Raw genomic sequence first — 15,074 nt, forward strand, 5'->3', positions numbered from 1 at the left:
GGTGGTCAGTCCGCTGATTCCTCCAGCGCGCGCAGCAGATCAGCCACCAGGTCCGCCGGGTCCTCCGCGCCGACCGAGAGCCTGATGAAGCCCTCCGGCACCGCGTCGCCGCCCCAGCGCCCGCGTCGCTCGGCCGTGGACCGCACTCCGCCGAAGCTCGTCGCGTCGTCGACCAGTCGCAGCGCGTCGAGAAAACGATCGGCACGCGCGCGTGTGGGCAGCGTGAACGAGACGACGCACCCGAAGCGCAGCATCTGCTGCGAGGCGATCCTGTACGAGGGGTCGTCGGGCAGCCCCGGGTACCGCAGCCCGGTGACCTCGGGCCGCGACGCGAGGGCCTCGGCGACCTTGAGCGCGGTGGCGTTCTGCCGCTCCACCCGCAGCTGGAGGGTGGCGATCGAACGGTGCGCGAGCCAGGCCTCCATGGGCCCGGGGATCGCTCCGACGATCTTGCGCCAGCGTCGTACGGCGGTCATGGCCCCGGCGTCGCGGCCGGCCACGTAGCCCAGGAGGATGTCACCGTGGCCGGTGAGCTGCTTGGTGCCGCTGGCCACCGCGAAGTCGGCGCCGAGCTCCAGCGGGCGCTGCCCCAGTGGTGTGGCGAGCGTGTTGTCCACGGCGACCAGGGCCCCGCGCGCGTGTGCCGCGTCGACGAGTCGTCGGACGTCGCACACGTCGAGCCCGGGATTGGACGGCGTCTCGATCCACAGCAGCCTCGCCCCGTCCAGGAGGTCGAGCTGGGCGTCCCCGCCGGTCGGCGCGGTGCGCACCTCGATGCCGTACGCCTCCAGCTGGGCGCGGACCAGCGGCAGGGCCTGGTAACCGTCGTCGGGCAGGACGGCCGTGTCACCGGCGCGCAGCTGAGAGAAGAGCACCGACGAGATCGCGGCCATGCCGGACGCGAACACGAGCGTTTCGACGTCGTCCCGCCCGGGGGCCTCCAGCTCGCCGATGGCGCGCTCGAGATGGGTCCAGGTCGGGTTCTCGTCGCGGCCGTAGGTGTAGGGCCCGGTGGGCTCGCCCGGCAGATGGAAGTGGGCGGCGAACACGGGGCCGGGCAGGGTCGGCTCGTGCTTGACGGGCTCGGGAAGTCCGGCCCGCACCGCGCGCGTGCCGTCGCCGGTGCCGGCAGGCGACTCCTCCGCGCCCGCACCCTCCGCGTCGTTCGTAGCGGAATCGTTCATGCCGCCTGTCCCTCCACTCGCTCGCGTACCGCGGCGAGTAGTCCGTCGCTCGCCGCCTCCACCATCTCAAGGCACTCCTCGAAGCCGTCCGCGCCCCCGTAATAGGGGTCCGGTACGTCGAGGTCGGCGCTGTCGGCGGCGGGGTCGTACGACCGCAGCAGCCGCACCTTGGCCGCGTCCTGCTCCGTGGGGGCGAGGCGGCGCAGCGCACGGAGGTGGCCGGCGTCGAGGGCGATGACGAGGTCGAGGCGGGAGAACCACGACGGCTGGAACCGGCGGGCCGTGTGGTCGAGGCCGTAGCCGTTGCGCCCCAGGACTTCCAGGGTGCGCGGGTCGGCGTCCTCGCCCTCGTGCCAGCCGTCCGTGCCGGCGCTGTCGGTCTCGACGAGGCCGTCCAGCCCGGCGTCCGTCACACGCGCGCGGAAGACGGCCTCGGCCATGGGGGAGCGGCAGATGTTGCCCGTGCACACGAAGCAGACGCGGTAGGTCATCGGGTTCAGTCCTTGTCGGGCAGGAACGCGTTGAGGGCCCAGGAGACGACCGAGATGATCAGGCCGCCCAGGACGGCGGTCCAGAACCCGTCGACGTGGAAGCTCAGGTCGAGCTTGTCGGCCAGCCACGACGTGAGCAACAGCATGAGCGCGTTGACCACCAGCGTGAACAGGCCGAGGGTCAGGATGAACAGCGGAAGGGTCAGCACCTGCACGATCGGCTTCACCAGCAGGTTCACCAGGCCGAACACGAGGGCGACAACGATCAGCGTGCCGGCCTTCTCGCCGGTGCTGCCCCCGGTCAGGGTGATCTTGTCGAGCAGCCACACGGCGACTGCCAGGGCGCCCGCGTTGGCGATCGTCTTGACTAGGAAATTCTTCATGTGTCTGATCGTGACAGACCCGAACGGAAATGAACGGTGAGGCAGGGGCGGACGAGGCGATGAAGGCATTCCGGCTGGACGAACTGGAGGCGGAGCGCGCCGCCAACGACGGTGCCTACCTGCAGTTCCTGCGTGAGCGGAACATGTCGGTCGGGCTGTACGCCCTCGACGCGGGCACGGCCGACCCGCAGAAGCCGCACGGGCAGGACGAGGTGTACTTCGTGGTGAGCGGGCGGGCCGCGATCACCGTGGGCATGGAGACCACTCAGGTCGCCCGCGGCAGCGTGGTGTACGTGCCGGCCGGGGTCGCCCACAAGTTCCACCACATCAGCGAGGACCTCCGGGTCCTGGTCGTGTTCTCTCCGCCCGAGAGCTGAGCCGCGGCCCCCGGTTCCCTAGGGGATCGGTCAGGGGGAGACAGGGGCCGCGAGGGCCCTGCCGGGACCCTTGCGGCCCTAGCATCGAGTGCAGGACATCAGGAAATTCCCAGAAGGAACCCGGGGCCACCCCAGGCCCCGGCACTCGACGGGCGGAAAGTAAGGACGAGGGCGATGCGAGAGATCTTCACGGCACTGCCGTGGTGGGTGAAGTGGGTCGCGGTGCCGGTCATCGCCCTGGTCGTGTTCGGCGGCCTGATCGCCAGCGTGGTCGGGTTCGTGATCGGACTGCTGTTCAAGCTGCTGGTCTTCGTCGCGCTCGTCGGCGGACTGATCTACGTCGTACGCAAGTTCATGTCGGGTTCGTCGTCGCGCGGCGACTGGTGAGAGCCGTGGGACATCGGTGGCGGTGACAGGAACGACCGGGTCCCTCGCGCGGGGGAAGTTTTCCGGACGGGCCGTCGGCGAGTGGTGACCGGCGGTTAAAGTCCGGAAATCCACGCGGGGGCGACCCCGCGAGCGGCGTACGTCCCCACCCGTGTTTCCGCACGGACTGCCTTCTCGCGTTACGGAAGTGACCCTTGGCCACGGCTGACACCGCATTCGTACCGTTGCACGCACTGCCCGTGCAGCCCCACTCGACGCCTCGGACACCTCCTACGGCTCCCACCGCGGGGCCCTCCCGCGTGACTCTCATCGGTTCCGTCCAGCGGGCGATGCGCCTGCTGGAGTGCGTCGCACAGCACCCGTACGGAGCCCCCGCCAAGCAACTGGCGCGTGAGACGCAGCTCGCCCTGCCCACGGCCTACCACCTGCTGCGCACTCTGGTGCACGAGGGTTATCTGCGCCGCGAGAAGGGACTGTTCTTCCTCGGCGAGGCCGCCGAGCGGCTGAGCAGCAGCGGGGCGGAGCAGAAACGTCGCAGCACGGTGGTCGACGCGCTCGCGCGCTGGCGCGACGCGATCGGCGCCCCTGTCTACTACGCCATGTACCGCGACGGCGAGATCGAGCTCATGTGCGTTTCCGACTCCCCGGGCATCCCCGCGGTCGAGGAATGGGCGGACTTCCGGGAGACCGGGCACGCGCACGCCATCGGGCAATGCCTGTTGTCGCAGCTGGACGAGGAGGCCCGCCGCGACCACCTTGACCGCTACCCGGTGCAGCCCGTCACGCCGTACACGGTGCGTGACGAGAACAGTCTGCTGAAACGACTGGAACGGATGCGGCGGATGACGCCGGTGACCGAGCGGCAGGAGTATGCCCTGGGGACGGTCTGCGCCGCGATTCCAATCACCGTCGGCACCAATGCCGTGACGATGGCCATCTCTCTGCCCTCCCACCAGGCCGACCGCTTGTTGCCCGCGGCGCAGCAGTTGCAGGACGAGGTGGGACGCCTGCTGGGGTCACTCGCGCTCTCTATCAGTATCTGAAAACTCACTCCTTGTGATCTGGTGTGTACGTTGAGCAAGATGCCACCAGTGTAAGAGGTTTGATTCCCGGCCAGTCGACGGCGAATGACGGGGTAGGCGATGGGCGAGTCCGTGCAGGCAGAGGTCATGATGAGCTTTCTCGTGTCCGAGGAGCTCTCTTTCCGTATTCCGGTGGAGCTGCGCTACGAAACCTGTGATCCCTATGCCGTGCGACTGACCTTCCATCTGCCCGGAGATGCCCCGGTGACCTGGGCGTTCGGCCGTGAGCTGCTGGTCGACGGGGTGGGTCGGCCGTGCGGTGACGGAGATGTGCGCATCGCACCCGTCGACCCCGAGCCGCTGGCCGAGGTACTGATTCGCCTGCAGGTCGGCAGTGACCAGGCGCTGTTCCGTTCGTCGGCGGCGCCCCTCGTGGCCTTTCTCGACCGGACCGACAAGCTGGTGCCGCTGGGACAGGAAGGCGCGCTCGCCGATTTCGACGCTCATCTCGACGAGGCCCTGGACCGCATTCTGGCGGAGGAGCCGAGCGCGGGCTGAACCGTTACGGCATGCGTACGGCGATGGCGTAACGCTTCGCCGTGGCTGCCGCTCCCTGTGGACGACTCCGCCCGCCGCCCCCGGAGGGGGCGGGCGCCTCAGCGCTTGCGGCGACGGCCCCGCCCGCCGCGTACCGGTGCCGCCCCGGCACCCGGCACCGCACCGGCGGCCTGCGCCGCCGGCCGGTCGGCCGAGACGACAAGGGCTGCGAGGGCCGTGGTGACCGGCACCGACGCCACCAGCCCGATGGAGCCGACCAGCGTGCGCACGATCTCCTCCGCGACCAACTCGCTGTTGGCGACCGTCCCCACGCTGCTCTGAGCGATCGAGAACAACAGCAGCAGTGGCAGTGCGGCGCCCGCGTACGCCAGGACGAGTGTGTTGACGACCGAGGCGATGTGGTCGCGGCCGATACGGATGCCCGCGCGGTACAGCCCGCGCCAGCCCATCGACGGGTTGGCCTCGTGCAGTTCCCACACCGCGGACGTCTGAGTGACGGTCACGTCGTCGAGAACGCCGAGCGAGCCGATGATGACGCCGGCGAGCAGCAGACCGCTCATGTCGATCGACGGATACAGGCCGTGGATCAGGCCGGTGTTGTCGTCCGTGTTGCCGGTGAGCGCGGCCCAGTCGATGAACAGAGAACCGAGCACGCCGATCAACAGCAACGAGATCAGCGTGCCGAGCACCGCCACGGACGTACGGGCTGACAGGCCGTGGCACAGATACAGCGCGATCAGCATGATCACGCTGGACCCGATCACCGCCACGACCAGCGGGTTCGATCCTTGCAGGATCGCGGGCAGGACGAAGAAGTTCAGCACCAGGAAGCTGATGGCCAGCGAGATCAGCGCCATGAGGCCGCGCAGCCGTCCGACCGCCACCACGGCGAGCGCGAAGATGCCGGCGAGCAGCGCCAACGGAAGCCGGCGGTTGATGTCGGTCACCGAGTACTGCAGGTCCTTCGGCGCGGAGGGCTCGTAGGCGACCACGACCTTCTGGCCCTCGTGCAACTGCCGTGACTGGTCCGGCTGCACGATCTCAGCGAACGTACGGCCCTTGTCCTCGCCGGTGTCGACGCGGATCGTCGCCCGTTTGCAGTCGCCCTTCGCCTGTTGCACCGCGGAGGACCCCTCGGCGGTGGAGGTGTCACCGGTCGGGGTGCTCCCCGATGCGTTGACGGCCTGACAGCTCAGCTCGACCACCTTGGTGACGGTGGCCTGCTGCGTCTGCCGGTCGAAACCTACTCCGGTGCGTTCGTGCGTCGGCGCACCACCCGGCCAGAGCACCGCGAGACCGACCAACACCGCGGCGGCGAAGGGAATGAGGACCGCAGCGATGACCTTCCGCAGATGCCGGGAGACGGGCGCCGCCGGGCCATGGGCGTGGGAGTGTCCGTGGCCGCCGCCGTGCGCGCCCGAGCCACCGTGGCCGCCCGAGCCGCCGGAACCACCGTGGCCGCCCGAGTCGCCGTGGCCGCCGGCGCCGTGTTGCCCGTCTCCGCGGCTGTTGCCGTCTTCGACGCCCGGTCCACGGCGGGAGTCGTGTGGCGGGAAGGAGGGATGCTGCGGTGTCGTCACCGACCGATCATCGCAAGAACGAGGGAGGCCCTCTGTTCACCGCGCCCGAATTGACGCTAGCGTGGTGGCACCTTTGTACACGCGGGAGCTCGGAGCACCGGGCTGAGAGGGCGCTGACCTCCGTCCCAGCGATGTTTCACGGGAAACGACACCGAAGCCGAGTGATGTTTCCCACGGAGCGTCGGCAGACGGAAACCGCTGCGTCGACCGCCGAACCTGTTACCGGGTAATGCCGGCGTAGGGAGTAGGTCTCATGACCATCAAGGACGCACGCACGCCTGCCGTCGCGCAGAGCTCCGCCGACGAGGAGACCGCCGTGGAGGCCGGGAGGTCCATCGGCTGGCACAAGGCGTACGTCGAGGGCTCGCGCCCCGATCTGCGGGTGCCGGTCCGCCAGGTGCACCTGACCAACGGGCAGTCGGTCACGCTCTATGACACCTCCGGCCCGTACACCGACCCACTCGTCGACACCGACGTCCGCCGGGGACTGCCGCCGCTGCGGGAGAACTGGATCATCGCCCGTGGTGACACCGAAGAGTATGCGGGTCGTCCCGTTCGCCCCGAGGACGACGGAATCAAGCACACCTCTCCGCGCGGAGGCCTGCGCAACCTCGACGCGGTCTTCCCAGGACGGCCGCGCCAGCCCCGCCGGGGCCGGGACGGCGAGGCGGTGACGCAGCTCGCGTACGCACGACGGGGCGAGATCACCCCGGAGATGGAGTACGTGGCCGTCCGGGAGAACGTCTCACCGGACGTGGTCCGTGAAGAGATCGCGGCGGGGCGGGCCGTGCTGCCCGCCAACGTCAACCACCCGGAGATCGAGCCGATGATCATCGGCAAGCGGTTCCTGGTGAAGGTCAACGCCAACATCGGCAACTCGGCGGTGACCTCCTCCATCGAGGAGGAGGTCGAGAAGATGACCTGGGCGACCCGTTGGGGCGCCGACACGGTCATGGACCTGTCCACCGGACGCAACATCCACACCACCCGCGAATGGGTGCTGCGCAACTCCCCCGTCCCCATCGGGACGGTGCCGCTCTACCAGGCTCTGGAGAAGGTCGATGGCCGGGCCGAGGAGCTGACCTGGGAGATCTACAAGGACACCGTCATCGAGCAGGCCGAGCAGGGCGTGGACTACATGACGGTCCACGCCGGAGTGCGCCTGGCGTATGTGCCGCTCACCGCGAACCGCAAGACCGGCATCGTCTCGCGGGGCGGGTCGATCATGGCGGCGTGGTGCCTGGCACACCACAGGGAGTCGTTCCTGTACGAGAACTTCGAGGAGCTCTGCGAGATCCTCGCGGCCTACGACGTCACGTACTCCCTCGGTGACGGCCTGCGGCCGGGGTCCATCGCGGACGCCAACGACGAGGCGCAGTTCGCGGAGTTGCGCACGCTCGGGGAACTCAACTCGGTCGCGAAGCGTTTCAACGTACAGACCATGATCGAGGGCCCGGGCCATGTCCCGATGCACAAGATCAAGGAGAACATCGACCTTCAGCAGGAGATCTGCGATGAGGCTCCGTTCTATACGCTCGGCCCGCTGACGACGGACGTCGCGCCCGCGTACGACCACATCACCTCCGGCATCGGTGCCGCGATGATCGCCTGGTGGGGCACGGCCATGCTCTGCTACGTCACGCCCAAGGAGCATCTGGGGCTGCCCAACCGTGACGACGTCAAGACCGGCGTCATCACCTACAAGATCGCCGCTCATGCCGCCGACCTCGCCAAGGGGCACCCGGGTGCGCAGGAGTGGGACGACGCCCTGTCGGACGCCCGCTTCGAGTTCCGGTGGGAGGACCAGTTCAACCTGGCCCTCGACCCGGACACGGCACGGGAGTTCCACGATGAGACGCTGCCGGCCGAGCCTGCCAAGACGGCGCACTTCTGCTCGATGTGCGGGCCGAAGTTCTGCTCGATGAAGATCAGCCAGAGCATCACGGAGCGGTTCGGTGGCGGTGTGGCCGAGGGCGCGTCCGCCGAGGAGGTCGCCGAGGGAATGCTGCAGAAGTCCAAGGAGTTCGCCGCCGGCGGCAACCGGGTGTATCTGCCGCTGGCCGACTGAGTCACCCGCTTTCGACGTCACGCTGAGCTCTGCCCCGCAGCCGGCGGGGAGCGCTCAGCGTCGACCCGGGTCACCGAACGGAAGCGCACAAGCGGAGCGCGGACTCGGCGCCGGGTCCGCGTGGACGCATCTGGCGCCCGACGGCGATGGCTCGGTGGAGGTGGTCCTCCCGGCGGTCTCCGGCCGATGGACCACCCTCTCCCTGCGGAGCTGATGGGAGGTCCACGCGGCTTCACCGAGCTGCGGGCCCTGCTTCCCGGCCTGGCGGCGCAGGCGCTCAGCGAGCGGCTCCGGGCCTTGCGGGAGAGGGCCTGGTGGCGGTGGAGCGGCGCGGAGGCTTTCCCGTACGGACGCGGTACGAGCTGACGCACGCAGGCCGGATCCTGCGCACGCCGCTGGTCGAGCTGCGCGCGACCGGTGAGGAATCACTGCGTCTGACCCGTTCCGAGCCCCGGGACGGGTCACGTGCTCCCTCCCACTGCGGGCACGGCATCGGCAGACTGGTGCCATGACAGCCACCTTCCTGGCCAAGGGCGCCAATCTCGCCGTCGACTCCCCCGTGGTCCGCGTCGAACTCGTCTGGTCCGTCGGGCCGGGCGTGCCCGAGGTCGACGCCTCCGCGCTGCTGCTCACCTCGACCGGCCGCGTGCGGGACGACGGCGACTTCGTCTTCTACAACCAGCCCCGCCACGCGTCCGATGCGGTGAGGCACGCCGGTAAGCATGGCGGTCCCGGTTCCGGTGCCGGTGAGGGCGTCGCGACCGACGCCGTCGAGGTCGACCTTCGCTCGGTGGAACCCGCCGTCGAACGCGTCGTCCTGTGCGCTTCGGCGGACGGTGGGACGTTCGGCCGGGTGCCGGGGCTGTCACTGCGCCTGCTGGACGCGGGAAACCGCACCGAGCTGGCCCGGTTCGACATGGTGGCCGGGACAGAGACCGCACTGGTCGGTGGCGAGTTGTACCGGCGCCGGGGCCAGTGGAAGTTCCGCGCGGTCGGACAGGGGTACGCCTCAGGGCTGGCGGGGCTGGCGACCGACTTCGGCATCACGGTGGACGACGCTCCCCCGGTGGCCGCCGCTCTGCCGACGGCATCGGCTCCGCCGTCCGCGTCGGCGCCGCCGACCACCCCGCCTGCGGCCCCGCCGCTGCCCCCGGCACCCGTGGGGCCCCGCCTCACCAAGGGCGAGGAACGCCTTCCCGTGGACATGCGCAAACGGCTGTCCCTGCGCAAGGAACAGGTCGCGGTCAGTCTGAGCAAGCACGGCGCGGCCGGTGTCACCGCGCGCGTCATCCTGGTCCTCGACGCGTCCGGGTCCATGTCCTTCCTCTACTCCAAGGGCGTGGTGGCGGACGTCGTGGAGCGGATGGCCGCCGTGGCCGCCCAACTGGACGACGACGGTGAGATGCAGGCGTGGACCTTCGCGTCGAACCCGGCGCGCCTGCCCGATCTCCGTCTGGGCGACCTCCCCGAGTGGCTGAGGCTGCACGTACGCGTGGGGGAGATCGGCCTCTTCCGCCGCAGCAGGAAGAAGGGGCTGCATCCCGACCAGGTCGACATGCGGGCGGTCGGAATCCAGAACGAGGAGCAGAAGGTGATCGCGGAGGTACGCGCCTTCGTCCGGAACAACCCGGCGTCGGCTCCGACCCTGGTGCTGTTCTTCTCCGACGGCGGTGTCTACCGCAACGCCGAGATCGAGCGGGAGTTGCGGGAGGCGGTGGAGGAGCCGGTCTTCTGGCAGTTCGTGGGGCTCGGTCGGTCCGACTACGGAGTGCTGGAGCGTTTTGACACCCTGCCGGACCGACGTGTCGACAACGTCGGCTTCTTCGCCGTGGACGACATCAGCACCGTCCCGGACGCGGAGCTGTACGACCGCCTGCTGTCGGAGTTCCCGTCCTGGGTCACTGCCGCCGGCCGGGCGGGCATCCTCTGATCCGTTGCCCGCCCGGGCCGACGACTACTCGGGGCGGTGTTCCGGGCCGCCGAAGTCCGGGCTGCTGTAGTCGGGGCTCGAGTAGCTCGGGCGGGACCCCGCGTTCGGGCCCTCACCGGGGCTCGTGAACCCCGGGCGGGCATATCCGAGGTGGGGCATCCGGTTGGTCGGTGCCGTCGGCCCCGACGGGTGCAGGGCTGCCGCCGAGCCGGGGTCCGCGAGTGCTTCCCGCAGGAAGGGGAGGATGCCGCGTTCCAGCAGGGCGTCGTGCCAGGCCTCCCTGGCCCGAGCCACCTCCTCGTCGAGTTCGCCGTAGCGGCCGGACTCGGCGGTGGGGCGGTTGTGCAGCGCGGTGAGCAGCAAACCCACAGCGGCGACGAGGATCGCCACCGCGGTCACGGCGCCGAACACCCAGCCGGTGGTGAGCATGGTCTGCGCGAACGTCTGTCCCGGGTCGAGCATCCTCAGGACGTAGCCGACGAGCAGGAAGATCGCCGCGGCCGTGCCGGCCAGGACGGGTGCCAGTACGGCGACGACGGCGACGGCGCCCGCGCCGGACGCCTCGGCGACCTCTCCCATCGTGGCGGCGAGACGCACCGCGCCCGTGCCCGGCTGTTCGGAGTCGGTCTCGTGCGTGGACGACGCGGGGGCGGTCGGCCCCGGGTGGCGCAGTTCCTCGCGGACCTTCACGTAGTGCTGGTACTCGGTCGTGGCCGCCGCCGTGATGAGGGCGGTGGCGTTGAGTGCCATGGCGCGCAGTTGTTCGGCGTTCAGCCGCCGTCCGAGAGCGGCCAGTTCCGGGCGGTGTGGCGCGGAGCGCAGCGCCTCGTCGAGGACCCGCTCGTACTCTTGGCGGTCCTCGTTCGACAGGTACTGCGGAACGCTGTTCATGTGCATCCCCCGATGCTCCGTAGGGCTTGGGGCTCGCATGCCAACGAGCCGTCGGGCAGAAACGGAGGGGAGCCTGCTACGGATAGACCGATGGTAGAGCGGTGACGGCGTGTGGTGACAGGGGGTTTACAGAAATTGGATGCCGGCCCATGGGCACGCCGCCGGGGAGCAGAGCGTGCGATGAACGGTCAGGCGTCGAGCGGGAGCTGCTGGACCAGCAGTTTTCCGGCCATGGTCACGCCGCCGTCCATCGCGATGGCCAGGCCGTCCGCATAGACGTGGGGACCTTCGACAGCGGTGCGGGTGTCGTCCTCGCCGTCCTCGGAGCCGACCTCGCCCAGCAGGTACGGGATGGGGCTGTGACCGTGGACGATCCGGGTGCCGCCGTACGTGTCCAGCAGCGAGCGTACGGCGTCGGCCCCGCCCTCGTCGCGGAAGGAGAAACGCTTGGTGAACTTGCGGAAGAGGTCCCACACCTCCTCCGCGTCGTTACGCGTGAGCGTCTCGCGGACGGTGTCGTTGACCTCTTCGATGGAGCGGCCGTAGTCGAGGTAGGTCGTGGTGTCGGAGTGCACCAGGAGGTGGTCGTCGACCTGTTCGAGGGCGTCGAGGCGGGCCATCCACTGCAGGTGGTGGTCCTGGAGCCGGTCCATGTCGGTCTTCTGGCCGCCGTTCAGCAGCCAGGCCGCCTGGAAGGTGGCGGTGCCCGCGCCCGAGTTGACGGGCGTGTCACCGAACCGCTTGGCGCCGAGCAGCAGCAGCTCGTGGTTGCCCATCAGCGCCTTGCAGTAGCCACCGGCCGCGGCGGCTTCGGCGGACAGCCGCATCACCAGGTCGATGACGCCGATGCCGTCCGGGCCGCGGTCCGTGAAGTCACCGAGGAACCACAGCCGGGAGGTGCCCGCGCACCACTGTCCGGCGTCGTCGATGAGGCCCTTCTCCTGCAGGGCGGCCACGAGCTGGTCGAGGTACCCGTGCACGTCGCCGACGACGAACAGCGGGCCCTGGCCCGTGGTGGGCTGCTGCACCGGGGCCGGTTCCGGGTCGACGGCCACCTGGACCGTGTCACCCCGACGGATGACGGGCAGATCACGCTGGGTGGGTGTGTAACCCTCCGGATAGGTCTCTTCGGAGGGCGGCGCGGCCTCGGCCGCGTGCGGGCCGGGGGTGGCGTACGGCGCGGTCTCGTGGACGTACGCGGGCACCCGGAAGTCGCGCACCGTCGCGGTCCGCTCCACCTCGGGTCCCTGACCGGCCCCCTGAGTCATCGACCCCTCCACCATCGCGCCGCATCTGCACCGCTTCGGACTGCCTGGTCGCAGCGGCCCGCGGTGTGTGGGCCCATCATAGGAATGCGGATCGCGCTGTGTGATGACCCAGGGGTGGTGAATCAGAACATGACTCCGCTTCACTGCGGCTTTCGCCCCGATTGGGCCGGTCTTCGTCCGTCCGGGACGGTGACGTGATCGCGCTGCGGTCGTGCCGGTGTCGCCTCCGCCACTCCGGCCGCCGCTCCCGCGGCACGTCGGCCGGGCCCCGTGTGCCGCTCGTCCGGGACGCCTACGTGCCCTCGGGTGACCGGGGCGGGCTGACCGTCGTACGGGGCGGCCGGCGCTGCGACGACGTGCGCACGATCAGCTCGGTGGGTATCACCTGCTCGACCGGCCGGTCCGCGTCGAGCCCCTCGATGGCGTCGATGAGGACCTGGATCACCGCCGTGCCGATGCGGCGCGGCTTCAGCGACAACGTGGTGATGGGTGGCTCGGTGCTGGCGTACACGGTGGACTCGCTGCAGCAGACCAGCAGCAGGTCCTCCGGGACACGCAGCCCGTAGCGGCGGGCGGCGGCGAGCAGGTCGGTGCCGTTCGGGTCGAACAGGCCGTAGACGGCGTCGGGCCGGTCGGGGCGGGCGAGCAGCCGGTCGGCGGCGACCGCGCCCGCGCAGGGATCGTGTGCCGGGTAGGCCTCGTAAACCGGGTCCTGGCCGACGCGCTCGCACCAACTCAGGTACGCGGTGGTCGACAGGTGGGTGTACGTGTCGGTCGTGGTGCCGGTGAGCAGGCCGATCCGGCGGGCGCCGGCGGCGGCCAGGTGGTCGAGGATGCCGAGTACGGCGGCCTCGTGGTCGTTGTCCACCCAGGCGGTGACGGGCAGCGAGCCGGCCGGGCGGCCGTCCGAGACGACCGGTAACCCCTGGCGGACCAGTTCGCTGACGACCGGGTCCTGGTCGGAGGGGTCGATGACGACCGTGCCGTCGAGCGCGACGTTGGACCACACGTCGTGGCGGGAGGTCGCCGGAAGGATGACGAGGGCGTAGCCGCGGGCGAGCGCGGCGGAGGTGGCGGCGCGCGCCATCTCGGCGAAGTACGCGAACTCGGTGAAGGTGAAAGGTTCATCCCCGTACGTCGTCACGGTCAGGCCGATGAGCCCCGACTTGCCGGTGCGGAGCGTGCGGGCGGCGGCCGAGGGCCGGTAGCCCAATCGGTCCGCGACCTCGCGCACATGGCGCCGGGTGGCATCCGGGAGTCGGCCTTTGCCGTTGAGGGCATCGGAGACGGTCGTGATGGATACTCCGGCGGCGGCGGCCACGTCCCTGATACCCGCCCGGCCCGGCCGGCTGCCTCGACGTGAGGTTTCCGCGCGGCTCACCTGGTGCTTCCCTGCTGCTGTCATGGCGAGCCGATAGTAGGGCTCATGAGGTGGGGTAGGGCGGACGCATATGCACGCGTTGACAGGCACGTTTCTGCATGATCATTAAGGGGTAATCCCCTGAGAAAGCAAGCCAGTTGGCCTCGGACGGGTCAGTACCTGGCGTGTCGACCAGTGAGGGCCTGCCAAGTGGTCGATGTTGCGAAGAGGTCTCAACTCACCTGCACGAGGGATGCGCGCCACGGCGCAAGCCACCGGCGCGTAGATATATGTTCGGTGCGCCCCCCGAATCGTGGGCCTTCGTGCACTGATGCACCTGATGCCAGGGTGACGGATGAGGTCTGCTCCTCCCTATACGCAGCGACGCCGAATCCTCATATGGTGAGAAGTATTCGATGCCGGTGGTGGTCAGGAGGAGGACAGCGGTGAGCGAGACGAGCCCCAAGCTGCGCGCCGAGCTGGAGGGTATTCCCACTTACAAGCCGGGCAGGCCCGCCGCGGCCGGCGGACCGGTGGCCTACAAGCTGTCCTCCAACGAGAACCCCTATCCGCCCCTGCCGGGCGTGATGGAGAAGGTGACGGCCGCGGCCTCGTCCTTCAACCGGTACCCGGACATGGCCTGCACGTCCCTGATGGGTGAGCTGTCGGACCGGTTCGGTGTGCCCCTCTCCCACCTGGCCACCGGCACCGGATCGGTCGGTGTGGCCCAGCAGCTGATCCAGGCGACCTCGGGCCCCGGCGACGAGGTGGTCTACGCCTGGCGCTCCTTCGAGGCGTACCCGATCATCACGCAGATCAGCGGCGCGACCTCCGTGAAGGTGCCGCTGGCGCCGGGCGATGTGCACGACCTGGACGCGATGGCGGCCGCGATCACCGACCGGACCCGGCTGATCTTCGTCTGCAACCCCAACAACCCGACGGGAACGGTCGTGCGGCGGGCGGAGCTGGAGCGGTTCCTCGACCGGGTGCCGAGCGACGTCCTCGTGGTGCTCGACGAGGCCTACCGCGAGTTCATCCGCGACCCCGAGGTGCCGGACGGCGTGGAGATCTACCGGGAGCGGCCCAATGTCTGCGTCCTGCGGACCTTCTCCAAGGCGTACGGTCTCGCCGGTCTGCGGGTCGGGTTCGCGATCGCCCACGAGCCCGTGGCGGCGGCGCTGCGCAAGACGGCGGTGCCCTTCGGGGTGAGCCAGATCGCGCAGGAGGCGGCGATCGCCTCGCTGCGGGCCGAGGACGAGCTGATCGGGCGGGTCGGCTCGCTGGTGTGCGAGCGCACCCGTGTGGTCGACGCCCTGCGGGCGCAGGGCTGGACGGTGCCGGAGACCCAGGCGAACTTCGTGTGGCTGCGGCTGGGGGAGCACACGGTGCCCTTCGCGGAGGCCTGCGAGCAGGCCGGCGTGGTCATCCGGCCGTTCCCGGGCGAGGGCGTGCGGGTGACGGTCGGGGAGAGCGAGGCGAACGACATCTTCCTGAAGGTGTCGGAGGAGTTCCGCGAGGAGCTGTAGGCCACCCGAGGGCCCGCCGGGAGTCGGACGGCAGCGTCAGTGCGTCGCC

At 69.8% G+C, this 15,074-nt stretch carries 15 protein-coding genes and 1 riboswitch; of the genes, 8 read left to right on the forward strand and 7 right to left on the reverse strand.

Annotation, left to right across the window (positions count from 1 at the left end; all coding sequences use genetic code 11):
* Positions 1 to 5: 5 nt before the first annotated feature.
* Genes KUM32_RS13990 through KUM32_RS14000 form a run of 3 tightly spaced genes read right to left on the reverse strand, consistent with a single transcriptional unit; the run spans position 6 to position 2,058 of the window.
* Positions 6 to 1,184 (reverse strand): cystathionine gamma-lyase, encoded by a 1,179-nt coding sequence (locus KUM32_RS13990; RefSeq protein ID WP_217142185.1) that lies wholly within the window; start codon positions 1,182 to 1,184, stop codon positions 6 to 8.
* Positions 1,181 to 1,675 (reverse strand): low molecular weight protein-tyrosine-phosphatase, encoded by a 495-nt coding sequence (locus tag KUM32_RS13995; RefSeq protein ID WP_217142186.1) that lies wholly within the window; start codon positions 1,673 to 1,675, stop codon positions 1,181 to 1,183. Before KUM32_RS13995 ends, KUM32_RS13990 begins: the two co-directional genes overlap by 4 nt.
* 5 nt (positions 1,676 to 1,680) lie before the next feature.
* Complete coding sequence (locus KUM32_RS14000) at positions 1,681 to 2,058, reverse strand: phage holin family protein (RefSeq protein ID WP_217142187.1); 378 nt, start codon at positions 2,056 to 2,058, stop codon at positions 1,681 to 1,683.
* Positions 2,059 to 2,117: 59 nt separating this feature from the next.
* Between KUM32_RS14000 and KUM32_RS14005 the strand changes: the two genes are divergently transcribed.
* The 4 genes from KUM32_RS14005 (at position 2,118) to KUM32_RS14020 (ending at position 4,402) form a co-directional block, all read left to right on the forward strand.
* A complete protein-coding gene (locus tag KUM32_RS14005; protein WP_217142273.1) occupies positions 2,118 to 2,435 on the forward strand; it encodes a cupin domain-containing protein in 318 nt (105 codons plus the stop codon).
* Positions 2,436 to 2,609: 174 nt separating this feature from the next.
* Complete coding sequence (locus KUM32_RS14010; protein ID WP_217142188.1) at positions 2,610 to 2,822, forward strand: DUF5326 family protein; 213 nt, start codon at positions 2,610 to 2,612, stop codon at positions 2,820 to 2,822.
* A 299-nt stretch (positions 2,823 to 3,121) separates the two neighbouring features.
* Complete coding sequence (locus KUM32_RS14015) at positions 3,122 to 3,865, forward strand: IclR family transcriptional regulator C-terminal domain-containing protein (RefSeq protein WP_308408651.1); 744 nt, start codon at positions 3,122 to 3,124, stop codon at positions 3,863 to 3,865.
* Positions 3,866 to 3,964: 99 nt separating this feature from the next.
* Entirely contained in the window at positions 3,965 to 4,402 is a 438-nt protein-coding gene (locus KUM32_RS14020) for an SsgA family sporulation/cell division regulator (protein ID WP_217142190.1), read from the forward strand.
* Positions 4,403 to 4,500: 98 nt separating this feature from the next.
* On the opposite strand, the gene KUM32_RS14025 is transcribed toward KUM32_RS14020, so the two are convergent.
* Complete coding sequence (locus KUM32_RS14025; RefSeq protein WP_217142191.1) at positions 4,501 to 5,982, reverse strand: YibE/F family protein; 1,482 nt, start codon at positions 5,980 to 5,982, stop codon at positions 4,501 to 4,503.
* A 71-nt stretch (positions 5,983 to 6,053) separates the two neighbouring features.
* A riboswitch (TPP riboswitch) is annotated at positions 6,054 to 6,243 on the forward strand.
* Between KUM32_RS14025 and thiC the strand changes: the two genes are divergently transcribed.
* The 3 genes from thiC to KUM32_RS14040 all read left to right on the forward strand — a co-directional run bounded on the left by thiC (position 6,236) and on the right by KUM32_RS14040 (position 9,980).
* Positions 6,236 to 8,050 carry a phosphomethylpyrimidine synthase ThiC gene (gene thiC / locus KUM32_RS14030; RefSeq protein ID WP_217142192.1) on the forward strand — a complete coding sequence of 605 codons (1,815 nt, stop codon included), beginning with the start codon at positions 6,236 to 6,238 and terminating at the stop codon, positions 8,048 to 8,050. Its footprint overlaps the riboswitch before it by 8 nt.
* 213 nt (positions 8,051 to 8,263) lie before the next feature.
* The gene (locus KUM32_RS14035; protein WP_217142193.1) at positions 8,264 to 8,416 is read left to right on the forward strand and encodes a hypothetical protein; all 153 of its coding nucleotides are present in this window, start codon (positions 8,264 to 8,266) and stop codon (positions 8,414 to 8,416) included.
* 142 nt (positions 8,417 to 8,558) lie between these two features.
* Positions 8,559 to 9,980 (forward strand): VWA domain-containing protein, encoded by a 1,422-nt coding sequence (locus KUM32_RS14040; protein ID WP_217142194.1) that lies wholly within the window; start codon positions 8,559 to 8,561, stop codon positions 9,978 to 9,980.
* Between the two features lie 24 nt (positions 9,981 to 10,004).
* On the opposite strand, the gene KUM32_RS14045 is transcribed toward KUM32_RS14040, so the two are convergent.
* The 3 genes from KUM32_RS14045 to KUM32_RS14055 all read right to left on the reverse strand — a co-directional run bounded on the left by KUM32_RS14045 (position 10,005) and on the right by KUM32_RS14055 (position 13,544).
* A complete protein-coding gene (locus KUM32_RS14045; protein ID WP_217142195.1) occupies positions 10,005 to 10,877 on the reverse strand; it encodes a hypothetical protein in 873 nt (290 codons plus the stop codon).
* Positions 10,878 to 11,059: 182 nt separating this feature from the next.
* The gene (locus tag KUM32_RS14050) at positions 11,060 to 12,154 is read right to left on the reverse strand and encodes a metallophosphoesterase (RefSeq protein WP_254405521.1); all 1,095 of its coding nucleotides are present in this window, start codon (positions 12,152 to 12,154) and stop codon (positions 11,060 to 11,062) included.
* Between the two features lie 277 nt (positions 12,155 to 12,431).
* The gene (locus KUM32_RS14055; RefSeq protein WP_217142197.1) at positions 12,432 to 13,544 is read right to left on the reverse strand and encodes a LacI family DNA-binding transcriptional regulator; all 1,113 of its coding nucleotides are present in this window, start codon (positions 13,542 to 13,544) and stop codon (positions 12,432 to 12,434) included.
* Positions 13,545 to 13,945: 401 nt separating this feature from the next.
* Here KUM32_RS14055 and hisC point away from each other — a divergent pair, with 401 nt between their 5' ends.
* Complete coding sequence (gene hisC, locus KUM32_RS14060) at positions 13,946 to 15,025, forward strand: histidinol-phosphate transaminase (RefSeq protein ID WP_217142198.1); 1,080 nt, start codon at positions 13,946 to 13,948, stop codon at positions 15,023 to 15,025.
* Positions 15,026 to 15,074 lie beyond the last annotated feature (49 nt).

The organism is Streptomyces sp. AC627_RSS907, assembly GCF_019049165.1.

Bases quoted from the DNA above. Each gene is read 5' to 3' on its own strand.
- KUM32_RS14035 (WP_217142193.1), top strand. From the start codon at position 8,264: ATGGGAGGTCCACGCGGCTTCACCGAGCTGCGGGCCCTGCTTCCCGGC.
- KUM32_RS13990 (WP_217142185.1), bottom strand. From the start codon at position 1,184: ATGAACGATTCCGCTACGAACGACGCGGAGGGTGCGGGCGCGGAGGAG.
- KUM32_RS14050 (WP_254405521.1), bottom strand. From the start codon at position 12,154: ATGGTGGAGGGGTCGATGACTCAGGGGGCCGGTCAGGGACCCGAGGTG.
- KUM32_RS14040 (WP_217142194.1), top strand. From the start codon at position 8,559: ATGACAGCCACCTTCCTGGCCAAGGGCGCCAATCTCGCCGTCGACTCC.
- KUM32_RS14010 (WP_217142188.1), top strand. From the start codon at position 2,610: ATGCGAGAGATCTTCACGGCACTGCCGTGGTGGGTGAAGTGGGTCGCG.
- KUM32_RS13995 (WP_217142186.1), bottom strand. From the start codon at position 1,675: ATGACCTACCGCGTCTGCTTCGTGTGCACGGGCAACATCTGCCGCTCC.
- KUM32_RS14005 (WP_217142273.1), top strand. From the start codon at position 2,118: ATGAAGGCATTCCGGCTGGACGAACTGGAGGCGGAGCGCGCCGCCAAC.
- KUM32_RS14045 (WP_217142195.1), bottom strand. From the start codon at position 10,877: ATGCACATGAACAGCGTTCCGCAGTACCTGTCGAACGAGGACCGCCAA.
- thiC (WP_217142192.1), top strand. From the start codon at position 6,236: ATGACCATCAAGGACGCACGCACGCCTGCCGTCGCGCAGAGCTCCGCC.
- KUM32_RS14020 (WP_217142190.1), top strand. From the start codon at position 3,965: ATGGGCGAGTCCGTGCAGGCAGAGGTCATGATGAGCTTTCTCGTGTCC.
- KUM32_RS14000 (WP_217142187.1), bottom strand. From the start codon at position 2,058: ATGAAGAATTTCCTAGTCAAGACGATCGCCAACGCGGGCGCCCTGGCA.
- KUM32_RS14055 (WP_217142197.1), bottom strand. From the start codon at position 13,544: ATGACAGCAGCAGGGAAGCACCAGGTGAGCCGCGCGGAAACCTCACGT.